Source organism: Afipia dichlorophenoxyacetatis (genome assembly GCF_055386385.1).
The window spans coordinates 3,686,269-3,702,824 of the sequence record NZ_AP029250.1; the positions used below are offsets into that span (position 1 = coordinate 3,686,269).

General features: G+C 58.6%; 17 protein-coding genes. 11 read left to right on the forward strand and 6 right to left on the reverse strand.

Going from position 1 to position 16,556, the window contains the following annotated elements:
• Nucleotides 1-22: 22 nt before the first annotated feature.
• Nucleotides 23-1,312, reverse strand: coding sequence for an ArgE/DapE family deacylase (locus ACZ5C3_RS17280; protein WP_464031576.1), 1,290 nt, complete (start codon nt 1,310-1,312; stop codon nt 23-25).
• A 142-nt stretch (nt 1,313-1,454) separates the two neighbouring features.
• Here ACZ5C3_RS17280 and ACZ5C3_RS17285 point away from each other — a divergent pair, with 142 nt between their 5' ends.
• Nucleotides 1,455-2,396, forward strand: coding sequence for a glutaminase (locus ACZ5C3_RS17285; RefSeq protein WP_464031577.1), 942 nt, complete (start codon nt 1,455-1,457; stop codon nt 2,394-2,396).
• Nucleotides 2,397-2,484: 88 nt separating this feature from the next.
• Here ACZ5C3_RS17285 and ACZ5C3_RS17290 read toward each other — a convergent pair whose 3' ends face one another.
• On the reverse strand, nt 2,485-2,763 hold the full coding sequence (locus tag ACZ5C3_RS17290) for a DUF2735 domain-containing protein (protein ID WP_464038368.1): 279 nt from the start codon (nt 2,761-2,763) through the stop codon (nt 2,485-2,487).
• A 366-nt stretch (nt 2,764-3,129) separates the two neighbouring features.
• Between ACZ5C3_RS17290 and ACZ5C3_RS17295 the strand changes: the two genes are divergently transcribed.
• The gene (locus tag ACZ5C3_RS17295; RefSeq protein WP_464031579.1) at nt 3,130-4,164 is read left to right on the forward strand and encodes a glutamine synthetase beta-grasp domain-containing protein; all 1,035 of its coding nucleotides are present in this window, start codon (nt 3,130-3,132) and stop codon (nt 4,162-4,164) included.
• A gap of 181 nt (nt 4,165-4,345) precedes the next feature.
• Here the strand turns inward: ACZ5C3_RS17295 and ACZ5C3_RS17300 are convergent, their stop codons facing one another.
• Entirely contained in the window at nt 4,346-4,954 is a 609-nt protein-coding gene (locus tag ACZ5C3_RS17300) for an NAD(P)-dependent oxidoreductase (RefSeq protein WP_464031581.1), read from the reverse strand.
• A 104-nt stretch (nt 4,955-5,058) separates the two neighbouring features.
• Here ACZ5C3_RS17300 and ACZ5C3_RS17305 point away from each other — a divergent pair, with 104 nt between their 5' ends.
• Genes ACZ5C3_RS17305 through ACZ5C3_RS17315 form a run of 3 tightly spaced genes read left to right on the forward strand, consistent with a single transcriptional unit; the run spans nt 5,059 to nt 6,096 of the window.
• A complete protein-coding gene (locus ACZ5C3_RS17305) occupies nt 5,059-5,460 on the forward strand; it encodes a winged helix-turn-helix transcriptional regulator (protein WP_464038369.1) in 402 nt (133 codons plus the stop codon).
• 46 nt (nt 5,461-5,506) lie between these two features.
• Nucleotides 5,507-5,836, forward strand: a complete 330-nt coding sequence (locus ACZ5C3_RS17310) for a DMT family transporter (RefSeq protein ID WP_464031583.1) — start codon at nt 5,507-5,509, stop codon at nt 5,834-5,836.
• Nucleotides 5,837-5,853: 17 nt separating this feature from the next.
• The gene (locus ACZ5C3_RS17315; protein ID WP_464031584.1) at nt 5,854-6,096 is read left to right on the forward strand and encodes a DUF6719 family protein; all 243 of its coding nucleotides are present in this window, start codon (nt 5,854-5,856) and stop codon (nt 6,094-6,096) included.
• Between the two features lie 15 nt (nt 6,097-6,111).
• Here ACZ5C3_RS17315 and ACZ5C3_RS17320 read toward each other — a convergent pair whose 3' ends face one another.
• A complete protein-coding gene (locus tag ACZ5C3_RS17320; RefSeq protein WP_464031585.1) occupies nt 6,112-6,858 on the reverse strand; it encodes an SDR family oxidoreductase in 747 nt (248 codons plus the stop codon).
• 518 nt (nt 6,859-7,376) lie between these two features.
• Between ACZ5C3_RS17320 and ACZ5C3_RS17325 the strand changes: the two genes are divergently transcribed.
• Nucleotides 7,377-7,667 (forward strand): hypothetical protein, encoded by a 291-nt coding sequence (locus ACZ5C3_RS17325; RefSeq protein WP_464031586.1) that lies wholly within the window; start codon nt 7,377-7,379, stop codon nt 7,665-7,667.
• Between the two features lie 77 nt (nt 7,668-7,744).
• Here ACZ5C3_RS17325 and ACZ5C3_RS17330 read toward each other — a convergent pair whose 3' ends face one another.
• On the reverse strand, nt 7,745-8,293 hold the full coding sequence (locus ACZ5C3_RS17330; RefSeq protein WP_464031588.1) for a CreA family protein: 549 nt from the start codon (nt 8,291-8,293) through the stop codon (nt 7,745-7,747).
• 249 nt (nt 8,294-8,542) lie between these two features.
• On the opposite strand from ACZ5C3_RS17330, the gene ACZ5C3_RS17335 reads away from it, so the two are divergent.
• From ACZ5C3_RS17335 to ACZ5C3_RS17355, 5 genes are all read left to right on the forward strand, one after another.
• Nucleotides 8,543-10,102, forward strand: coding sequence for a L,D-transpeptidase (locus ACZ5C3_RS17335; protein ID WP_464031590.1), 1,560 nt, complete (start codon nt 8,543-8,545; stop codon nt 10,100-10,102).
• A gap of 66 nt (nt 10,103-10,168) precedes the next feature.
• Complete coding sequence (locus tag ACZ5C3_RS17340) at nt 10,169-11,824, forward strand: hypothetical protein (RefSeq protein ID WP_464031592.1); 1,656 nt, start codon at nt 10,169-10,171, stop codon at nt 11,822-11,824.
• A gap of 76 nt (nt 11,825-11,900) precedes the next feature.
• Entirely contained in the window at nt 11,901-12,473 is a 573-nt protein-coding gene (locus ACZ5C3_RS17345; RefSeq protein WP_464031593.1) for a glutathione peroxidase, read from the forward strand.
• Between the two features lie 182 nt (nt 12,474-12,655).
• Nucleotides 12,656-13,621, forward strand: a complete 966-nt coding sequence (locus ACZ5C3_RS17350) for a polysaccharide deacetylase family protein (protein WP_464031595.1) — start codon at nt 12,656-12,658, stop codon at nt 13,619-13,621.
• A gap of 44 nt (nt 13,622-13,665) precedes the next feature.
• Entirely contained in the window at nt 13,666-14,211 is a 546-nt protein-coding gene (locus tag ACZ5C3_RS17355; RefSeq protein WP_464031596.1) for a dihydrofolate reductase, read from the forward strand.
• 248 nt (nt 14,212-14,459) lie between these two features.
• On the opposite strand, the gene ACZ5C3_RS17360 is transcribed toward ACZ5C3_RS17355, so the two are convergent.
• Nucleotides 14,460-16,553, reverse strand: coding sequence for a methyl-accepting chemotaxis protein (locus ACZ5C3_RS17360; protein WP_464031598.1), 2,094 nt, complete (start codon nt 16,551-16,553; stop codon nt 14,460-14,462).
• Nucleotides 16,554-16,556 lie beyond the last annotated feature (3 nt).

Genomic DNA, 16,556 nt, shown 5'->3' on the forward strand with positions numbered 1-16,556 from the left:
CACGGATTAAGAACGACACGGGCTAGATCGGCTCAACGCCGCACCAATCGGCCACGAACAGCGCGATCGTGCGTGTGGTCTTGCGCAGTGACTCGACCTCTACACGCTCGTTGAAACCGTGCATGGCTTCGGCCTTCGCGCCAATGCACAGGCTCGGAATGTTGCTATTCAGGCCGTAAAACCGCGTATCGGTCAAAGCCGTGAAAGCCAACTCTTTCAATGGACTGCTGTAGACAGCCTCATGCGCCTTGCGAAGAACGGCTTCGGATTCCTCGGCATCGGTCAACTCATAGCCTTCCGACAAGAAGCCCGACCATTCGATACCGGGCGGGCTCTTCGCCAGGAATGGATGCTTCTTCGCAGCCGCTTCAACGAACGCCGCAATCTCCGCTTGGTGCTCCGCAATCGACCACCCCGGCAGCACTGCAATCCGGCAATCGATGTCACACCACGCGGGCACGCTTGATGCCCAGTCGCCGCCCTTGATGATGCCTGGATTGAGGTTGATGGGGTGTTTGACGGCCTTGAAATGCTTGTCGGTGGCGGCCCGCCTGTTCCACTCCTCCTCCAGTTCCTCAAGCGCCTGGATCAGGTAAGTCGCCGCCTTGATGGCATTTGAGCCAACGCCCGCTTCAAACACATGGGCGGGTTTGCCGCGCACCTTGAGGCGAAACCAGATGACTCCGACCTGCGAGCGAACCAGTTTCGCGTCGGTCGGCTCTGGAATGAGGCAGCAGTCGGCCCGATAGCCGCGCTGGATTGTCGAGAGAGCCCCGACACCCGTGCTCTCCTCCTCGATCACCGACTGGAAGTGAATTCGCGCCGTCGGCTTCAATCCCGCCGCGCGAAGAGCATCGAGCGCGTATAGCGCGGCAATAGTGCCTGACTTCATGTCCGCGGCGCCGCGCCCATGCAGCCAGCCATCCTTGATCGTTGGCGTGAATGGCGGCGTATCCCACATGTCGAGGGGACCAGCCGGGACGACATCGCAGTGGCCCTGCAGGATCAGCGATCGTCCTCCGTCGCGCGTGGGCCGATAAGTTCCTACAACGGTCCGCGCATGAGAAAAGTCATGCTCAATGGGCCCGTAGCCCCGCAAATCCTTCAGCTCGTCCGTATTGATGCGCCAGTCATCGACCTCGTAGCCACGATCTCGCAACAGATCATGCATCATGTCCTGACAGGGACCCTCCGCGCCGCGCGTGCTTGGGATGGCAGAAAACTGCTTGGTTGTTTCCATTTGCCGGTCGAAAGCATCATCGACGGCATCGAAAATGCGACGCTGCATTTCCACTGTATTCAGTGCATCCATTATTCGGGTCCATTCCGGCGCAAAAATTGGCCTCAGTACAGCGCAGCCGCACGGCATGCGTCAACGTCCATAGACGGACTGGCACGTTTGTCGCATACGAAGGGCTCGTCCGTCCCTGGCCCGAGAAAACAAATACGATTTCATGAGCAGCAGCACGTCCCTCCTTGATCAAGTCGTTCGCGAAATCGCCGATGAGATGGCGCAAAGAACCGATCGCGGCGAAGTCGCGAGCTACATCCCCGAACTGGCGAGGGTCGATGCCAATGCCTTTGGCCTTGTGGTTATCGACGCAGACGGACACGTAGCAGCCGCCGGCGACAGCGAAACGCCGTTCTCGATCCAGAGCATCTCGAAAGTTTTTACGCTGACGCTTGCGCTCGGCAAGGTCGGCGATCGGTTGTGGAGCCGCGTTGGCCGCGAACCATCGGGAAGCCCTTTCAACTCTATTGTCCAGCTTGAGCGCGAACGCGGTATTCCGCGCAATCCCTTCATCAACGCTGGTGCGATCGCGGTCACCGACCAGATCCTCGCAGGACATCAGCCGCGCGAAGCACTCGGCGAGATCCTCCGCTTCATGCAATTCCTCGCCGCCGATTCATCGATCGCAATTGACGAGGCTGTTGCCGCCTCCGAACAACGCACGGGATTTCGTAACATCGCGCTGGCCAATTACATGAAGTCGTTCGGCGTGATCGAAAATCCGGTCGAATACACGGCGGGCGTTTATTTCCATCACTGTGCGATTGCGATGTCATGCCGGCAGCTTGCGATGGCGGGACGCTATCTCGCTTATTCCGGCCGCAATCCATCAACCGGACTGTCCGTGGTTCAGCCGGAACGCGCGCGGCGCATCAACGCAATCATGCTGATGTGCGGCCACTACGACGGCTCGGGTGAATTCGCCTACCGTGTCGGTCTCCCCGGCAAAAGCGGCGTCGGCGGCGGCATTCTGGCCATCGCACCCGGCAAGGCTTCAATCGCCGTGTGGTCGCCGGGGCTGGATGCCAACGGCAATTCTCGTCTCGGCCGGATGGCGCTGGAAGCGCTGACGAAACGGTTAGGATGGTCGATCTTCGGAGTTTGATCGCAGATCGCATCCTCAGACATAAAAGGCCGAAGCATTTTGCTTCAGCCTTTCATACCATTCAATCGCACTTGCAGATCTGCGTGCGTCAGTGCTCGCGCGGAGGCCGCTTATCTTCTTCGATTGCAGCTTCGTGGTACCAACCACTTCCGAATGACGTAGGCTCGACTCTCGGATCATTGATGGCCGGTTTAATTTGCTCGCGAGCACCGCCAGCGGTCTTTCGACCTCGCACTGGAAATTGGTAAATCTTCGCGGTCCCGTGAGAAACATTGGTCGCCATTGCGGTCTCCTCTCGGACGCTTCGCTTACACGCCGCTTGGACATTATATATGGAGTCGCTTGGCTTTTGCGCGATTTGCCTCATATAGGGCAGCGATTGCACAAAATTTCAGCATTTCATCTTTTGCGTCTTCGCACAGCATTCTGTCGTCGGATCAAACGCGTGCGACCGTCCACAGTTCCCGAAAGGGCCTTCGTTGACAACAGAAGCCAAAAGAACGTGCAACTAATTGCACCGATGAAGAAATGGGCGCATAGCAAGGGCCGGCTGGCGCCCGCTGGCCAGAGCTGAACCCTAGAATCCACCTTCGCCAGCCTGCGGCATCTGACCTCACCAATTGGCACGTTAAATGCTTATTAAGCCGCGGCCGTTGGCGGCCAACCACCCTGGGTGGCCAGGCCAGCTTTGGGGGTCTCGCCCCTACGCATCGTCAACCTACGAGAGATCGAAATGACAAAGTACAAGCTCGAGTACATTTGGCTCGATGGCTACACCCCGGTCCCGAACCTTCGCGGGAAAACGCAGATCAAGGAATTCGACGCATTTCCGACGCTCGAACAGCTTCCGCTGTGGGGCTTCGACGGAAGCTCGACCATGCAGGCCGAAGGCCGCAGCTCCGATTGCGTACTCAAGCCGGTCGCAGTTTTCCCTGATGGCGCTCGCACCAATGGCGCTCTGGTCATGTGCGAAGTCATGATGCCGGATGGCAAGACCCCGCATGCGTCAAACAGCCGTGCAACGATCCTCGATGATGAGGGCGCATGGTTTGGTTTCGAGCAGGAATACTTCTTCTACGAAGACGGCCGCCCGCTCGGCTTCCCCGAGAACGGCTATCCCGCTCCGCAAGGCCCCTACTACACCGGCGTCGGCTACAAGAACGTCGGCTCGATCGCCCGTCAGATCGTCGAAGAGCATCTCGACCTCTGCCTCACCGCCGGCATCAACCACGAAGGCATCAACGCAGAAGTCGCGAAGGGCCAGTGGGAATTCCAGATTTTCGGAAAGGGCTCCAAGCGCGCTGCCGATGAAATGTGGATTGCCCGCTACCTGATGCTGCGCCTCACTGAGAAGTATGGCATCGACATCGAGTGGCACTGCAAGCCGCTCGGCGACACCGATTGGAACGGCTCGGGCATGCATGCCAACTTCTCGACCAAGTACATGCGCGAAGTCGGCGGCAAGGACTATTTCGAAGCGCTGATGAAGCAGTTCGGAAAGAACCTCGACGCCCACATTGCCGTCTACGGTCCAGACAACCACATGCGCCTGACCGGCAAGCACGAGACCGCGCCGTGGAACAAGTTCAGCTATGGCGTTGCTGATCGTGGCGCGTCGATCCGCGTGCCGCACTCATTCATCAACAATGACTACAAGGGCTATCTGGAAGATCGCCGCCCGAACTCGCAGGGCGACCCCTACCAGATCGCTTCGCAGATCCTCAAGACGATCTCCGAAGTTCCGACCGGCGCAAAGGCCGCAGCGTAAGTATCTGCCGTTAGCAGCCCGGGCTTTCGTGTCCGGGCTGCATATTACAATCCCCTTTCCAAGCCATGAGTTACCCCTTTTGGCTTGGGGTCTGGAGCCGAGGAAAGGTTTGGTCGCCTTCCTCGGCTTGTTCTTAAGCCTGATACCCTCGCCAGCATCGCTCGCTCAGAGCCACCACAGATCAATACCCGACCGTAAAGCGCTGGCGGATATGCACAGGCCGCTCAAGTTCATCGACGAGGGCAATCGCGTAGTCCGCAAACGAGATGCTGCTGCCCTTTCCATTCGTCAGCAATTGATCTTTGCCGAGCCGGAATTGTCCGGTTCGAGGACCGTCGAAGAACAGCGCGGACGGTGACAGGAACGTCCAGTTCACATTGTCCTGCCGTCGCAGCAACTCAAGAAACTCACCGCCCTTCGTTGCTTCCGCCTTGTACTCGGCTGGGAATTCAGGTGACGACACCAGCGTAACACCCGGCGCAGTCTCAAGACTGCCGGCGCCGCCCACCACGAGATATCGCTTCACTCCGGACGCTTTCACGGAAGCAACGAGACCATCCGGATCACTGGCTGTGAAGTGAACGGAGCTGATCGCCACATCATGTCCCTTCAGGAGCGAAGCCAGATCATTCTGATCGAATACATCGCCTTTTTGCGCTGTGACACCTTTGAGGACTGGCACCTTCTCTGGACGGCGAACGATAGCGGTGACATCGTGTCCGCGCCGAACCAATTCATCAAGGATGGCCGAGCCGACATTGCCGGTTGCGCCGATAAGTGCGATTTTCATACTTGGTTTCTTTCTGTACGATAGTATCCAATGGATACCAGATAACGAATGGATCCCAGATGCCTCCGAAACGGGATGTTGTGAAGAAGGCACTTTCGCGAAACATGGTTTCGCGCAGGAAACCGTCGCGGCGCTCCCGAGCGGAATGGCCGCTCGATCCCTACGCGGAAGGTTGCCCCACCCGCCTCGTCCTCGATCGCATTGCCGATAAATGGACCGTCCTGCTGCTGATCCTGCTGGCGGGGCGGCCGCACCGCTTCAACGAGCTTCGGCGCAAGGTCGGCGGGCTGACACAGAAAATGGCGTCACAGACCCTGAAGGGACTGGAGCGTGATGGTCTCGTGAAACGGAAGGTGACACCGACAGTTCCGGTGACCGTGGAATATTCGATCACCCCTCTCGGCCGTACGCTGGAAATGACGGTCGACAGCTTACGGCTCTGGGCGGAACGCCACATGGCCGATGTCGCGAGAGCCCAGAAGCTTTATGACGGAACAAGCCGCTAACGCTCTCGTGCCTTTGAGAATCGGGGGCGAATGAATACGATGGCGCATGACCTTCTTTTATCTCATCGTGGCCATCGTCCTTGAGGTGATCGGCACCTCGGCGCTGCAGGCCTCGGAGCAATTCACCAAGCCAAAGCCGCTGATCCTGACAGCGCTCGGTTATGCAGCCTCGTTTTATTTCCTGTCGCTAGTCCTGCGCGGGATGCCGGTCGGCATCGCCTACGCTATCTGGTCGGGACTGGGCGTCGTCCTAATCACTCTCGTCGGCCTGGTCTGGTTTGGTCAGAAGCTCGACACGCCGGCCATGATCGGCCTCGGCCTTATCATTACCGGTGTCGGCACGATCAACCTGTTCTCTTCCACAATCCAGCACTAGTGTTCCGGAGCTTCACCATGAGCCATCGCACGACTGTTTGTGTCGCACTGTTTGTCAGCCTGCTGTCGGCCGTTCCGGCATCGGCGGACATCGTGATGCGGGAATCCGACATCCAGAATCTGCGGCTCGGCCAGCACGTCTATGTCGATGACGGTTCGTGCCCCACGGGACAGATCAGGGAAGTGACCGGCGTCAAGCTAACGGCCAATGGGGTGGCCCGCATCCGCAAATGCTCCGACCGGAAGACCATGCGACGCTAATTGCGTCGCATTTCTTCAGACGGTTCGGCCACCATCGACCGGCAATACGACACCAGTCACGAAGCTCGCGTCGTCGGACGCGAGATAGACACAGGCCTTCGCGATATCGTCGGGCTGCGACATGCGTCCAAGCGGAATGGTTGCGATGAACTTGGCCCGATTTTCCGGTGTATCCGGAACGCCCATGAAGGTTTCGAGCAAGGCCGTCTCGCCCATCACCGGTGCGATGCAATTGACGCGAATTTTGTCGGGTGCAAGCTCCGCGGCCATCGCGCTCGACAGCAGGTTCACGGCGCCCTTTGAACCATTGTACCAGGTCAGACCTGGACGCGGACGAATGCCGCCAGTCGAACCGATATTAATGATGCAGCCGCCGCCCTGCTTGCGCATCAGCGGCACCGTGGCATTGGTCATGTGAAAGATCGATTTGACGTTGATGGCGAAGACGCGGTCGAACTCCTCTTCAGTCACTTCCATCATCGGCTTGTTGCGGAAAGACCAGCCGGCATTGTTGACCACGATGTCCAGTTTACCGAATTTATCCACCGCGGTCGCAACCGCTTTGTCGATATCGGCACGTTTCGTGACATCACCCGCCACCGCCACAGCGCCTCCGGTGTTCGCCGCAACGCGTGCCGCACCTTCGCCATTCAGATCGAGGATCACCACCTTCGCGCCTTCATCCACGAAGTGACGCGCAATCGCCGCACCAAAACCTGAGGCTCCGCCTGTTACAAGGGCAACCTTGTCCTTCAGTCGCATCTTCCCGGTTCCTATTATGTCGTTGTTCGGGAAGCGTCGATCAAACCACCGACGAACGCAAGCTCTCCTCTGGCAGACTTTTTAGCTGATACCAGCCACGCACGTGCGAATACTGCGTACGGCAGTGGGACGGCTTCCTACTGTACGTCTACAATCGGAGGACCGCTATAATCGAACGTCCCAATGCCCGGCAAATCACTGTGATGCCGCGAGTGCAGCGGCCCCGCGAGGCAGAAGACAACGGTCAGAACAACACCAAAAACACGCATGGGATGATCTCCATGATGGATATTCGGTAGTCGTGACGGCTTAGTCTGACGTTCAAGACAAAAGCTTGTTTTTCTCGCAGAAACGGTTGATTCGAAATTTCACAAGATAATTTATTGAGTTGTTGCCCGGCTTTTCTAAGCCGCTATTCGCATATGCAGCGTGACGATGTGTCGCTTCCGCCTACAATAAAAGCGCGCGGCGAGTCCGGCGCCCGTTGACGGATGAACACCGGACCGGGAGACGAAGTCATGTCGGGCTTACTTATCAATCTGATTGTTCAGATTATCGGCGGCGCGATCGGCGGAAACGTTGCGGGAGGCGCCGCAAAGAATATCGACCTTGGTACAGTGGGAAACACCATCGCGGGTGCAATCGGTGGCGGTGTGGGCGGTCAGATTTTGGGAATGCTCATTCCCATGCTGGCTAATACCGCATCGACGCCGGATATAGGCGCTATCATCGGCCAAGCAGCTGGCGGAGGTGTCGCTGGCGCCATTCTCACCGCTATCGTTGGCGCCCTCAAAAGCAGGACAGCTTAACCAGCGATAGTCTGTTCCAAATTTTCTTCGTGGCGAGGCGCGCGGATCGCGGGATCCCGCACCTCGCAGATGTCGGCTTATCCCGAAATATAGTCACCGCACTTCTGCACGGCGTCGTTAGCGCCCCATGGCATAAGCGGGACAGAAGACGTTGAGTTCTTCGGCGAGCCGTCGATCAGCTTGTCCGAATAGACCATGTAGACCAGCACATTTCGCTTGGCGTCGCAGCCACGGACGATCTGCATTCTCTTGAAGAACAGCGAGCGCCGCTGCCGGAACATATCGTCCCCTTGTCCCAGCTTTCCCTTGAAGCGGATAGGACCGATCTGCCGGCAGGATAGCGAGATGTCCGAGACCTGCTCGGCAAGCCCCAGCCAGCCTTTGTAGCCGCCCTTTTCGGGGACCGTGAAGTGGCAGGCCACTCCCTCGATATCCGGGTCATCAAGGCCATAGGTCGCGAGCTTGTCGTCCGGGCTTAGCAGCTTGAAAACTGTGGACCGCCGGAAGATCAAATCCGGTTCATCCCCTGCCCGGACAGGCGACGCCACAAATCCGGCAAAGGTCGCGGCGATCAGCGCCCAGCACGCGAAGGATAGGACCGAAAAGCGGGTCTTACGGACAGTCATCGATATCTCCAACAGGGGAACGTCAGACCAGGACTCAGGCCTGTAACCGATATGTGGGGGGCGCTGGTAAATGTTGGAAGGCACGTAATTGTGACTTGTAAGGACCAGCCCCGTTAAGCGGCCGTCAGGGCTTGCGAACTAGGGTTTGTGGCAAAAGCTGGCCCGGAGCGTCAAATTGGCGCCTTTGACTGGTGAACATTTTATCTGTCTGCGACACTCATAATCGGGAATCAATCGAGGATACCGGGCGTGCACGACAATTGGCCAGCCTTCCCGACCAGACAGCAAGAACCGGTCGCATTTGCACGGCTCGTGCCGTCACGTATGAAATTGGCCCTGGGCCTGGCCGCAACGCTCGCCATCGGCGTCAGCCTCCCTGCGCAGGCCCAAGTGTATTGGCCCGCGCAACGCGATTACTACGGCGGCGGCGTCTACGACTCCCCGGCTCCGATGGAGTATTACCACGCGCGGCCAATACCCAAGAAGCGGGCCACACCCAAGCTCGCAGACGCGCCAAAGAACACGCCGAAACCGCAAGGCCCGATCGTGATCACCATCTCGATCGAAAACCAGCACCTCAAAATTTACGACGCAAACGGCCTGTTCGCTGAATCGCCGGTCTCGACCGGGATGGCTGGACACTCCACGCCTATGGGCGTGTTCAGCATCATACAAAAGAACAAATACCACCGCTCGAACATCTACAGTAATGCGCCAATGCCCTACATGCAGCGCATCACGTGGTCCGGCGTCGCGCTCCATGCCGGTGTGCTTCCCGGCTATCCCGCGTCACACGGCTGCATCCGCATGCCGATGAATTTTGCGACGCGCCTGTGGGGCTGGACCCGCATGGGCGCGCGCGTGATTATCGCGCCGGGAGACTTGTCGCCCGCCGACATCTCGAATTCCAATCTCGTTGCGCGAAAGCCGACAACTACCGTGGCGCCCACTGCTGCGGCTGCCCCGCAAGGGGTTGAAATTGCGGCCGACACCAAGTCCGACAAATCGACCGTCGCCAATGACACCAACTCGCTGCCGCACGCTTCCGAAACGGTCGACCTGAGACTTTCACCGATTTCCGACAAGCACGATGAGATTCGCACAGCCGACGCCAGCGGTGCCTTGCTGCAGAAGTCCGATGCAGTGGCAGGCGCCCCCACGATTCAAAACACTAGCGCGCCAACGGACAATGCGACGCAGGCGCCAATCGATGGATCGGTTGCAGCAAAGACAGCGGCTGCAGAGCCGAAGACCGCGGAGACCACAGCCGACAAAGATCCGTCTCGCGCAACAGACGCAGACAAGACGCCAGCTGTCGTGAACACAATTCCGCCGCGCGAGGGCTCGGCAGAATTCATCGGCCCGGTTAAACCGCGCACCGGACACATTGCAGCCTATGTCAGCCGCAAGGAAGGCAAGCTCTACGTAAGGCAGAACTTTGAGCCGCTGTTCGAGGTACCCGTGACGATCGCGGCTGCAGACCGTCCGCTCGGCACCCATGTGTTTACCGCTCGCGCCGACGGCGGCGACGTTAACGCGTTCCGCTGGACCGTTGTATCGATGCCCGCCAGAGCAGCAGGGCGTTCCGAAGACGAACCCCTGCGCCGCCGGAAGAATGCCGTGGCGGCTCATGAGAGCTCGCCCCCGGCCTCCTCGCCGGGTGAAGCGCTGGATCGGTTGACCATTCCGCCAGAAGCCATGGAACGCATCGCGGCTGCCCTGGCTCCCGGCGGATCTCTGGTCGTCTCGGATCAGGGCCTTGGCCAAGAAACCGGCCGCGGGACCGATTTCATCGTTCCGCTGCGATAAAAGGTCGCCAGATCCGGTTGGCTTCTCTTGGCTTCTCCCGGATCGTTGGGCTAGAACCCAACGAACATGAACATATCCGCAAAAGTTCCCTCGCCGGCGGAGGTTACCCCCGCTCAAGAAACACGGCCGGACGCATTCAAGCGGTTGACGCCGTTTGGATGGACCGGCGGTATCGCGGTTATTCTGGGCTGCCTCGCTGCCTCGTTCTTCCTGGCTGGCTACTTCGTGATCTATTGGCGTAACGCCGATATGGACTTCATGATCGTTTACAACGCGCTGGTGTTGAACGACGGCAAGCCCCAGGCCTTTTTCGATCATCCCTCGTATTTCACGATCCTGTCCGTGAAGGTCTGGTTCCAGCTCATGCATGCGCTGGGCCTGCTCGACGCATGGAAACTCTCATCGATTCCGTCCGCATTGAATCTTCCGGCGTTCGACGCCGCAATGACCAGCGCCATCCGCGCGGGGCGCGTCGTCGCGTGGCTGACGACCAGCGTCTTCGTCCTGGCTTACGCAGCCCTTGCCAAGCCTCTGGTGCGTGACTGGCGCGTTGCACTGCTCTCGACATTTGCCTTTGCGTTTTCGGGCGGCATCGCCGTCCACATGAGAATCCTGCGCAGTGAATTGATCGCGGGCTCTCTGTTCATCTTTGCTTTCATGATCCTGATCATTGTCGGCCGGCGAGCCACGTCATGGCGGCCACTGGCAATAGCTGCCGCAGCAGCTCTGTGCGTGCTGGGGATGGAAAATAAAGTGCAGGCGATCCTGCTGATCGCTGCTCTTCCCGTGATGCTTTTGCCGTTTGGCTCACAGACCAGCACGAGCACCTCATTCTGGGACAACTCAACGCGCGGCTGGCTCGCGGCAGCTGCCGCGGCCGTCGCCGCTGGCGCGCTGTTCTATCTGGCATACCCGCTGATCCATGCCGGCCTCGATCCCGCGGCTATAGCGGTCGCCCGACTTCATCCGATTATCGGCGGCATGTTCGGTGTCTACCAGCTTGCGCTGGCGGTCTGGATTGGCCTCGGCATGCTCGCTTACGCAGCCTGGTGGCGGGTCAGCGTTTCCGAGACGCTGGCAAGCATGTTTGCGGTCCTCGCAGGCGCCTCGTTCGGCCTGCTCGCGCTCTACATTCAGTACGATCCTCAAAACCTCGTCGCAGTGATCAATCCCATCGAGAAGATGCTGGTGTTTGCCGATGCGCCGGCCACAACAGCGGTTGACGGTGGCAAGGCATTTGCGGCGATCAGTCTGTTGCTTGACGGCGTCATTTCAGTTCTGAAGCGCTATTCATTCATATTGTTCTCATCGCCTCGTCCGACAGTCTTTCTGACGTGGCTGATCGCACCCGGCATTGTCTATGCGTTGTTCAAAGGCGAACGTCAGGTCGCTCTGCAGGCTTCGATCCTGCTGTTGGCCGCAATCGGGATTGACGCCCTCGGCATCCGCCGCGGACTGAAGGCTGAATATTTCATGTTTACCGACCCGCTGATCATTATCGCGGGAACGGTGCTGCTCGATCGTCTCAGCCATCTGCGATTTGCCAAGTGGGCCTATCCGATCGGCGCCGCGCTGATCGTCGCCCATGTGGCCGTCAGCCAGGCCGAACCGATCAAGCACGTCATGAAGCGCAGTGGTCCCGAATACATCTGCGATTGGAATCAAGACTATGAGCCCGAATTGCCGATGCCGTGGTGCGACCTGCCGCCGAAGCGTCCGTAACGCGCTGTTGAAGACAGCTCCGAAAGCAGTGGGTTAATCTGCGCCGACAACACGCGACGTCAGGCGGGAGCGGACCATGATCAATCGCAGGCAGATGATCGGGACGGTGGTTTCAGCAGCCGCTTCGTCAATTGTCGCGCACCCACTCCACGCACAGCCTGCCATGAGCCGCATCACCGCCTATGGTTTTTCGTTTCAGGGGCTCAAAGGCGGCGATATCCGCCTGGCGGACTATGCAGGTAAGCCGATACTCGTGGTCAATACCGCTTCGCTGTGTGGCTTCACCCCGCAATATGCGGGACTGCAGCAGCTTTGGTCCCAGTTCCACGGCCGCGGATTGATGATCATCGGCGTCCCGTCCAACGACTTCGGCGGTCAGGAACCCGGTGGGACCACGGAAATCACGGAAACCGCCGAGCATACCTATCACGTCACCTTTCCAATCACGGCCAAGACCAGCGTGAAAGGACCCAATGCCCACCCCTTCTACAAATGGGCAGCAGTGGAACGGCCGGCAGATCTGCCGAGCTGGAACTTCCACAAATACCTCGTCGGGCGCGACGGATACATCGCAGACGCATTCTCATCGCGGATCGAACCGACGGATACGCGTGTCGCTACCGCCATTGCCCGCTCCCTGACCGCCTGATTGTTCCGTCCTAGTGGTCCGGTTCTCCGGGCTAGCGAATAATCCACTCCACTAGCCTCGAAGCTGTGTTCAGCTGTCAAAAGCCATTGGCGGATTGAACGATGTGCGACTAGGCTTTGAGTCTCCGGGGGTAGCGGCTCCCACCGCTTACCTGATGACTGACCAACGTCGAGGGGGATGCCATGCGCATCAAGGCTAGTGTCATTGTCGCAACCATCGCAACAGTTTGTGCGTTCAGCAGCGCTTGGTCGCAGTCACTTATTCCACGTCCGGCACAAGCCGCTCAGAAAGCAGCGACGCCTGCTCCAGCCGCTCCGGCAGCCACACCAACCCCACCTCCTGCTCCCACTGCGGCGAAAGCCAATTGCGCCAATCCAAATGCCATTGGCGTCTCGCGCGTCGTTGCGATCGATACCACCGGCGGTCCCGGCTTCGGCTTCGAGCACTTCAAGCAACTGGACTTCCTGCGCGACAAGGAAGTGGTGCTGACGTTCGACGATGGTCCGTGGCCGGTCAACACACCGTCCGTCCTGAAAACCCTGGCTGACGAGTGCACCAAGGCGATCTTCTTTCCCATTGGAAAGCACGCGACCTACTATCCCGAAATTCTCAAGCAGGTTGTCGAACAGGGTCACACCGTCGGGTCACACACGTGGTCCCATGCTAATCTCAACAACAAGAAGCTGACGGAAGCTCAACAAAAGGAAGAAATCGAGAAGGGCTTCAGCGCGGTCAAGTGGGCTCTCGGCAGTGCGCCCTCGCCGTTCTTCCGCTTCCCCGCCCTCCAGCATCCGCCCGCGATGGTGACCTATCTCGGCGAGCGCAACATCGCCATCTGGTCATGCGATCTCGACTCGTTCGATTTCAAGGCCAGCAAGGCGGAAAAGATCGTCGACACGGTGATGACGAAACTCGACAAAAACGGCAAGGGTATCGTGCTAATGCATGATTTCCAGAAGCACACTGCGGAAGCACTGCCGGAACTCATGAAGCGGCTCAAGGCCGGGGGCTACAAGGTCGTACAAGTCAAAGCCAAAGCACCGGTACAAACCATTGCGCAGTACGATGAGGAAGTAACCAAGAACGTCAAATTGCCGACCGTCAGCACTCGCCCGCTCAACAGTGTGGTGCAGACCATTTCCGAGTAATGGCAAATAGCCAGGAAGCTCAAGGACAAGACAAACAATATCTCATGCGAATTGAAGGCTGTGTCATTGTATCCGCCAACGGCATGTTGGCGGACAAAAATCGGGTTATGCCGTCTTCCTTGAAGTTCGAGGCAGATCAGAAATTCTTCGAGAATGCGCTCGACCGTGCCGATCTCATCGTTCACGGCAGGAATTCGTTTGAAGACCAGGAACGATCGCCGCAAAGGACGCGCATCATCCTCACACGATCAGTCAGCGCGCTAGCCTCCGATCCAGAAAATCCCAAGGCAACGTTATGGAATCCGGCGCGGGCAACGTTCGAAGACGCTTGCCGTCAAGCCGGCGTGACCTCGGGGACCGCCGCGATCATCGGCGGCCCGGTGGTGTTCGGTATGTTCATGGATCGCTACGACACGTTTTGGCTGTCGCAAGCCCATGGCGTGACGATTCCGGACGGGATCGGAGCGTTTCCCGGGATTCCCGAGCGATCGCCAGAAGCGATCCTGGAATCACACGGCCTCAAGCCAACGGAAACGCGACTGCTCGACGCGGTGAGCAAGGTCGACGTGACCGCCTGGAGCCGGAGTTAGAGCTTCGGAATCAAAACCGAAGCTCTCAATTTTTAGTTTGACGCGTTTTCTTCACGCGAACGAGTGGAGCGGATTTGACGTTCGCACCGGCTTGCCGCGAATTCGTGATGCGAACGTCAAATCCGTAAGCTCCACTCAAATTATATTTGCTAGTGGTCCTTTGATTCTAACGTTCGCAAAAGTGCCTACCGAGACGGGATACGAACGTTAGAATCGGACCACTAGGTAGCCACTTCGCTCGAAAACGCTCACGCCGCCCGGATATTCCCAAGGAACTGGTTGACCTGGCCCCGCAGGTGTTGCGCCTGCTCTCCAAGCGCCTCGGCTGCATCCTTGACGTTTTGAGCGGATGTTCCGGTGGCGTCAGCGCCCTCAGTGACGCCCGCGATGTTGTTGGAGACATCCATCGTGCCCTGCGCTGCCTGCTGGGTATTCCGGGTGATTTCCTGCGTCGCAGCGCCCTGCTCTTCAACAGCCGCCGCAATCGCTGTCGCAACCTCGCTGACTTCAGAGATCGTTCCGCCAATACCCTTGATCGCGTCCATCGCGTCCTGAGCAACTTTCTGGACAGCAGAGATCTGCTGGGAAATTTCCTCCGTCGCTTTCGCGGTCTGGCTCGCAAGTGACTTCACCTCGGACGCGACGACGGCAAATCCCTTGCCCGCCTCACCGGCGCGTGCAGCCTCGATGGTGGCGTTGAGGGCCAGCAGGTTGGTCTGGCCTGCAATGTCGTTGATCAGGCTGACCACATCGCCGATGCGGCTTGCGGTTTCCGAGAGGCCTTGAACCGTGGCATCGGTCTGGCGAGCCTGATCGACCGCCCGTCCCGCAATGTTTGCGGCATGAGACACCTGACGGCTGATGTCATTGATGGATGCACTGAGCTCTTCAGCCGCAACCGCCACGCTTTGCACGTTGGCGGAGGCATCGCCGGACGCTTTCGCCGCCTGACGCACCTGGCTATTGGTCTGCATCGAGATGGCGGACATTCCTTCCGAGGTCTGTCGCATCTGGTCCGACGCCTCGCTGAAGGCGTCGAGCACCTCGCCGATCTGCTGTTCGAAGGTCGCGATATGCGTTTCGATGGCCTGCTGACGAGACGCGCCGCGTGCATTGCGCGTGCGTTGATCCGCCTCGATCTGCTCTTTTTCAACAGCGTTCTGCTTGAAGGTCTCCAGCGCCCCCGCCAATGCACCGATTTCATCGCGGCGCTGCGCAAACGGAACCTCGACCGAAAGATCGCCGCCGGCGACCTTCAGCATTGCTTCCTGAATGGACTGCAGCGGCCTGATGACACGGCGGCTAACCGCAACGATGCTCAGCACCGCCATGGCAACAGCGCCGGAAAGCAGGATCAGTTGGATAACCAGCGCACGCAATGAGGCTTGGTGGAGTTCCTTGCCGTATTCCTTTGCTGCATCCAGGGCCTGTTCCGCAACAACGACCGCGCTCGCCATGCGACCAACAGTCAAAGGCGCCCAATTCGTGGCCGTCATTTCTGGCTTCTCGCCGGTCGACAAGGCAAACATCAGCCTGTCGCGCAGTGACATGTACTGCGGGTCGAAATAAGCTGTTTTAGCAGCTGCAATCGCACTCTCCAGGACAGGAGGCAGCTTCATTCCGGCTGCCGAACTCTCGAGGGCAGACCATGCTGCGTCCATTCCGCCGACGAACTTCGTGTAATTCGACTGGGCGTCGCCCGAAACCTTTCCCACCGCGAGACCATTCGAGACAAGCACGGAGGCGTCACCGGCAGTGTTGCGCAGAATCCAGGCCATCTGCTTGATCGACAGCAACTGGTCGACAACGGGATTGGCGTGATTGACCAATGCAGTCAGCTGGTTCGAAATCTTGTCCAGCACGGTGATGACAGCGGTCGTTGCGTCCGAGTATTCCTTCACAAGGCCTGCACGGCGTGACGCCTTCGGCTTGCTCACAGCGTCCCATAACTCCTTCTGCAGGGAGATCAGGGTATCGTTCAGTCGGGACAACTCCGGTAGCAACACGCTCTTTTCAGGAAAATCGAACAATCCGAGAATCTCGATCGCAGCCCGCAGCGCTGGCATTTGGGCGTCCTGAATGCTCCGCAAATACTTTTCGCCGTCAGCGGCGAGCGGCACGTCCGCATTCAAAGCGCGAACGGCTGAGGACCGATCGGTCCGCAGATTGTGCATGGCCTTGAAGGCCTGCCCCGATGCATCCGCAATCGTGGAGATGCGGCTAGTCGCATCAAGCGTGGTCCATGATTGCCACGCCGATGTTGCAAGCAGAATGATGACGCATGCTGCCATAACAGCAATGACAGATTTCAAAAGCGTCGTGACACTCACGCGGTCAAGCATGTC

Coding starts and splice junctions, on each gene's coding strand:
- ACZ5C3_RS17350 (WP_464031595.1), top strand. CDS start 12,656: ATGCGCATCAAGGCTAGTGTCATTGTCGCAACCATCGCAACAGTTTGT.
- ACZ5C3_RS17345 (WP_464031593.1), top strand. CDS start 11,901: ATGATCAATCGCAGGCAGATGATCGGGACGGTGGTTTCAGCAGCCGCT.
- ACZ5C3_RS17300 (WP_464031581.1), bottom strand. CDS start 4,954: ATGAAAATCGCACTTATCGGCGCAACCGGCAATGTCGGCTCGGCCATC.
- ACZ5C3_RS17355 (WP_464031596.1), top strand. CDS start 13,666: ATGCGAATTGAAGGCTGTGTCATTGTATCCGCCAACGGCATGTTGGCG.
- ACZ5C3_RS17315 (WP_464031584.1), top strand. CDS start 5,854: ATGAGCCATCGCACGACTGTTTGTGTCGCACTGTTTGTCAGCCTGCTG.
- ACZ5C3_RS17290 (WP_464038368.1), bottom strand. CDS start 2,763: ATGAGGCAAATCGCGCAAAAGCCAAGCGACTCCATATATAATGTCCAA.
- ACZ5C3_RS17360 (WP_464031598.1), bottom strand. CDS start 16,553: ATGCTTGACCGCGTGAGTGTCACGACGCTTTTGAAATCTGTCATTGCT.
- ACZ5C3_RS17295 (WP_464031579.1), top strand. CDS start 3,130: ATGACAAAGTACAAGCTCGAGTACATTTGGCTCGATGGCTACACCCCG.
- ACZ5C3_RS17330 (WP_464031588.1), bottom strand. CDS start 8,293: ATGACTGTCCGTAAGACCCGCTTTTCGGTCCTATCCTTCGCGTGCTGG.
- ACZ5C3_RS17325 (WP_464031586.1), top strand. CDS start 7,377: ATGTCGGGCTTACTTATCAATCTGATTGTTCAGATTATCGGCGGCGCG.
- ACZ5C3_RS17310 (WP_464031583.1), top strand. CDS start 5,507: ATGACCTTCTTTTATCTCATCGTGGCCATCGTCCTTGAGGTGATCGGC.
- ACZ5C3_RS17320 (WP_464031585.1), bottom strand. CDS start 6,858: ATGCGACTGAAGGACAAGGTTGCCCTTGTAACAGGCGGAGCCTCAGGT.
- ACZ5C3_RS17285 (WP_464031577.1), top strand. CDS start 1,455: ATGAGCAGCAGCACGTCCCTCCTTGATCAAGTCGTTCGCGAAATCGCC.
- ACZ5C3_RS17340 (WP_464031592.1), top strand. CDS start 10,169: ATGAACATATCCGCAAAAGTTCCCTCGCCGGCGGAGGTTACCCCCGCT.
- ACZ5C3_RS17305 (WP_464038369.1), top strand. CDS start 5,059: ATGGTTTCGCGCAGGAAACCGTCGCGGCGCTCCCGAGCGGAATGGCCG.
- ACZ5C3_RS17280 (WP_464031576.1), bottom strand. CDS start 1,312: ATGGATGCACTGAATACAGTGGAAATGCAGCGTCGCATTTTCGATGCC.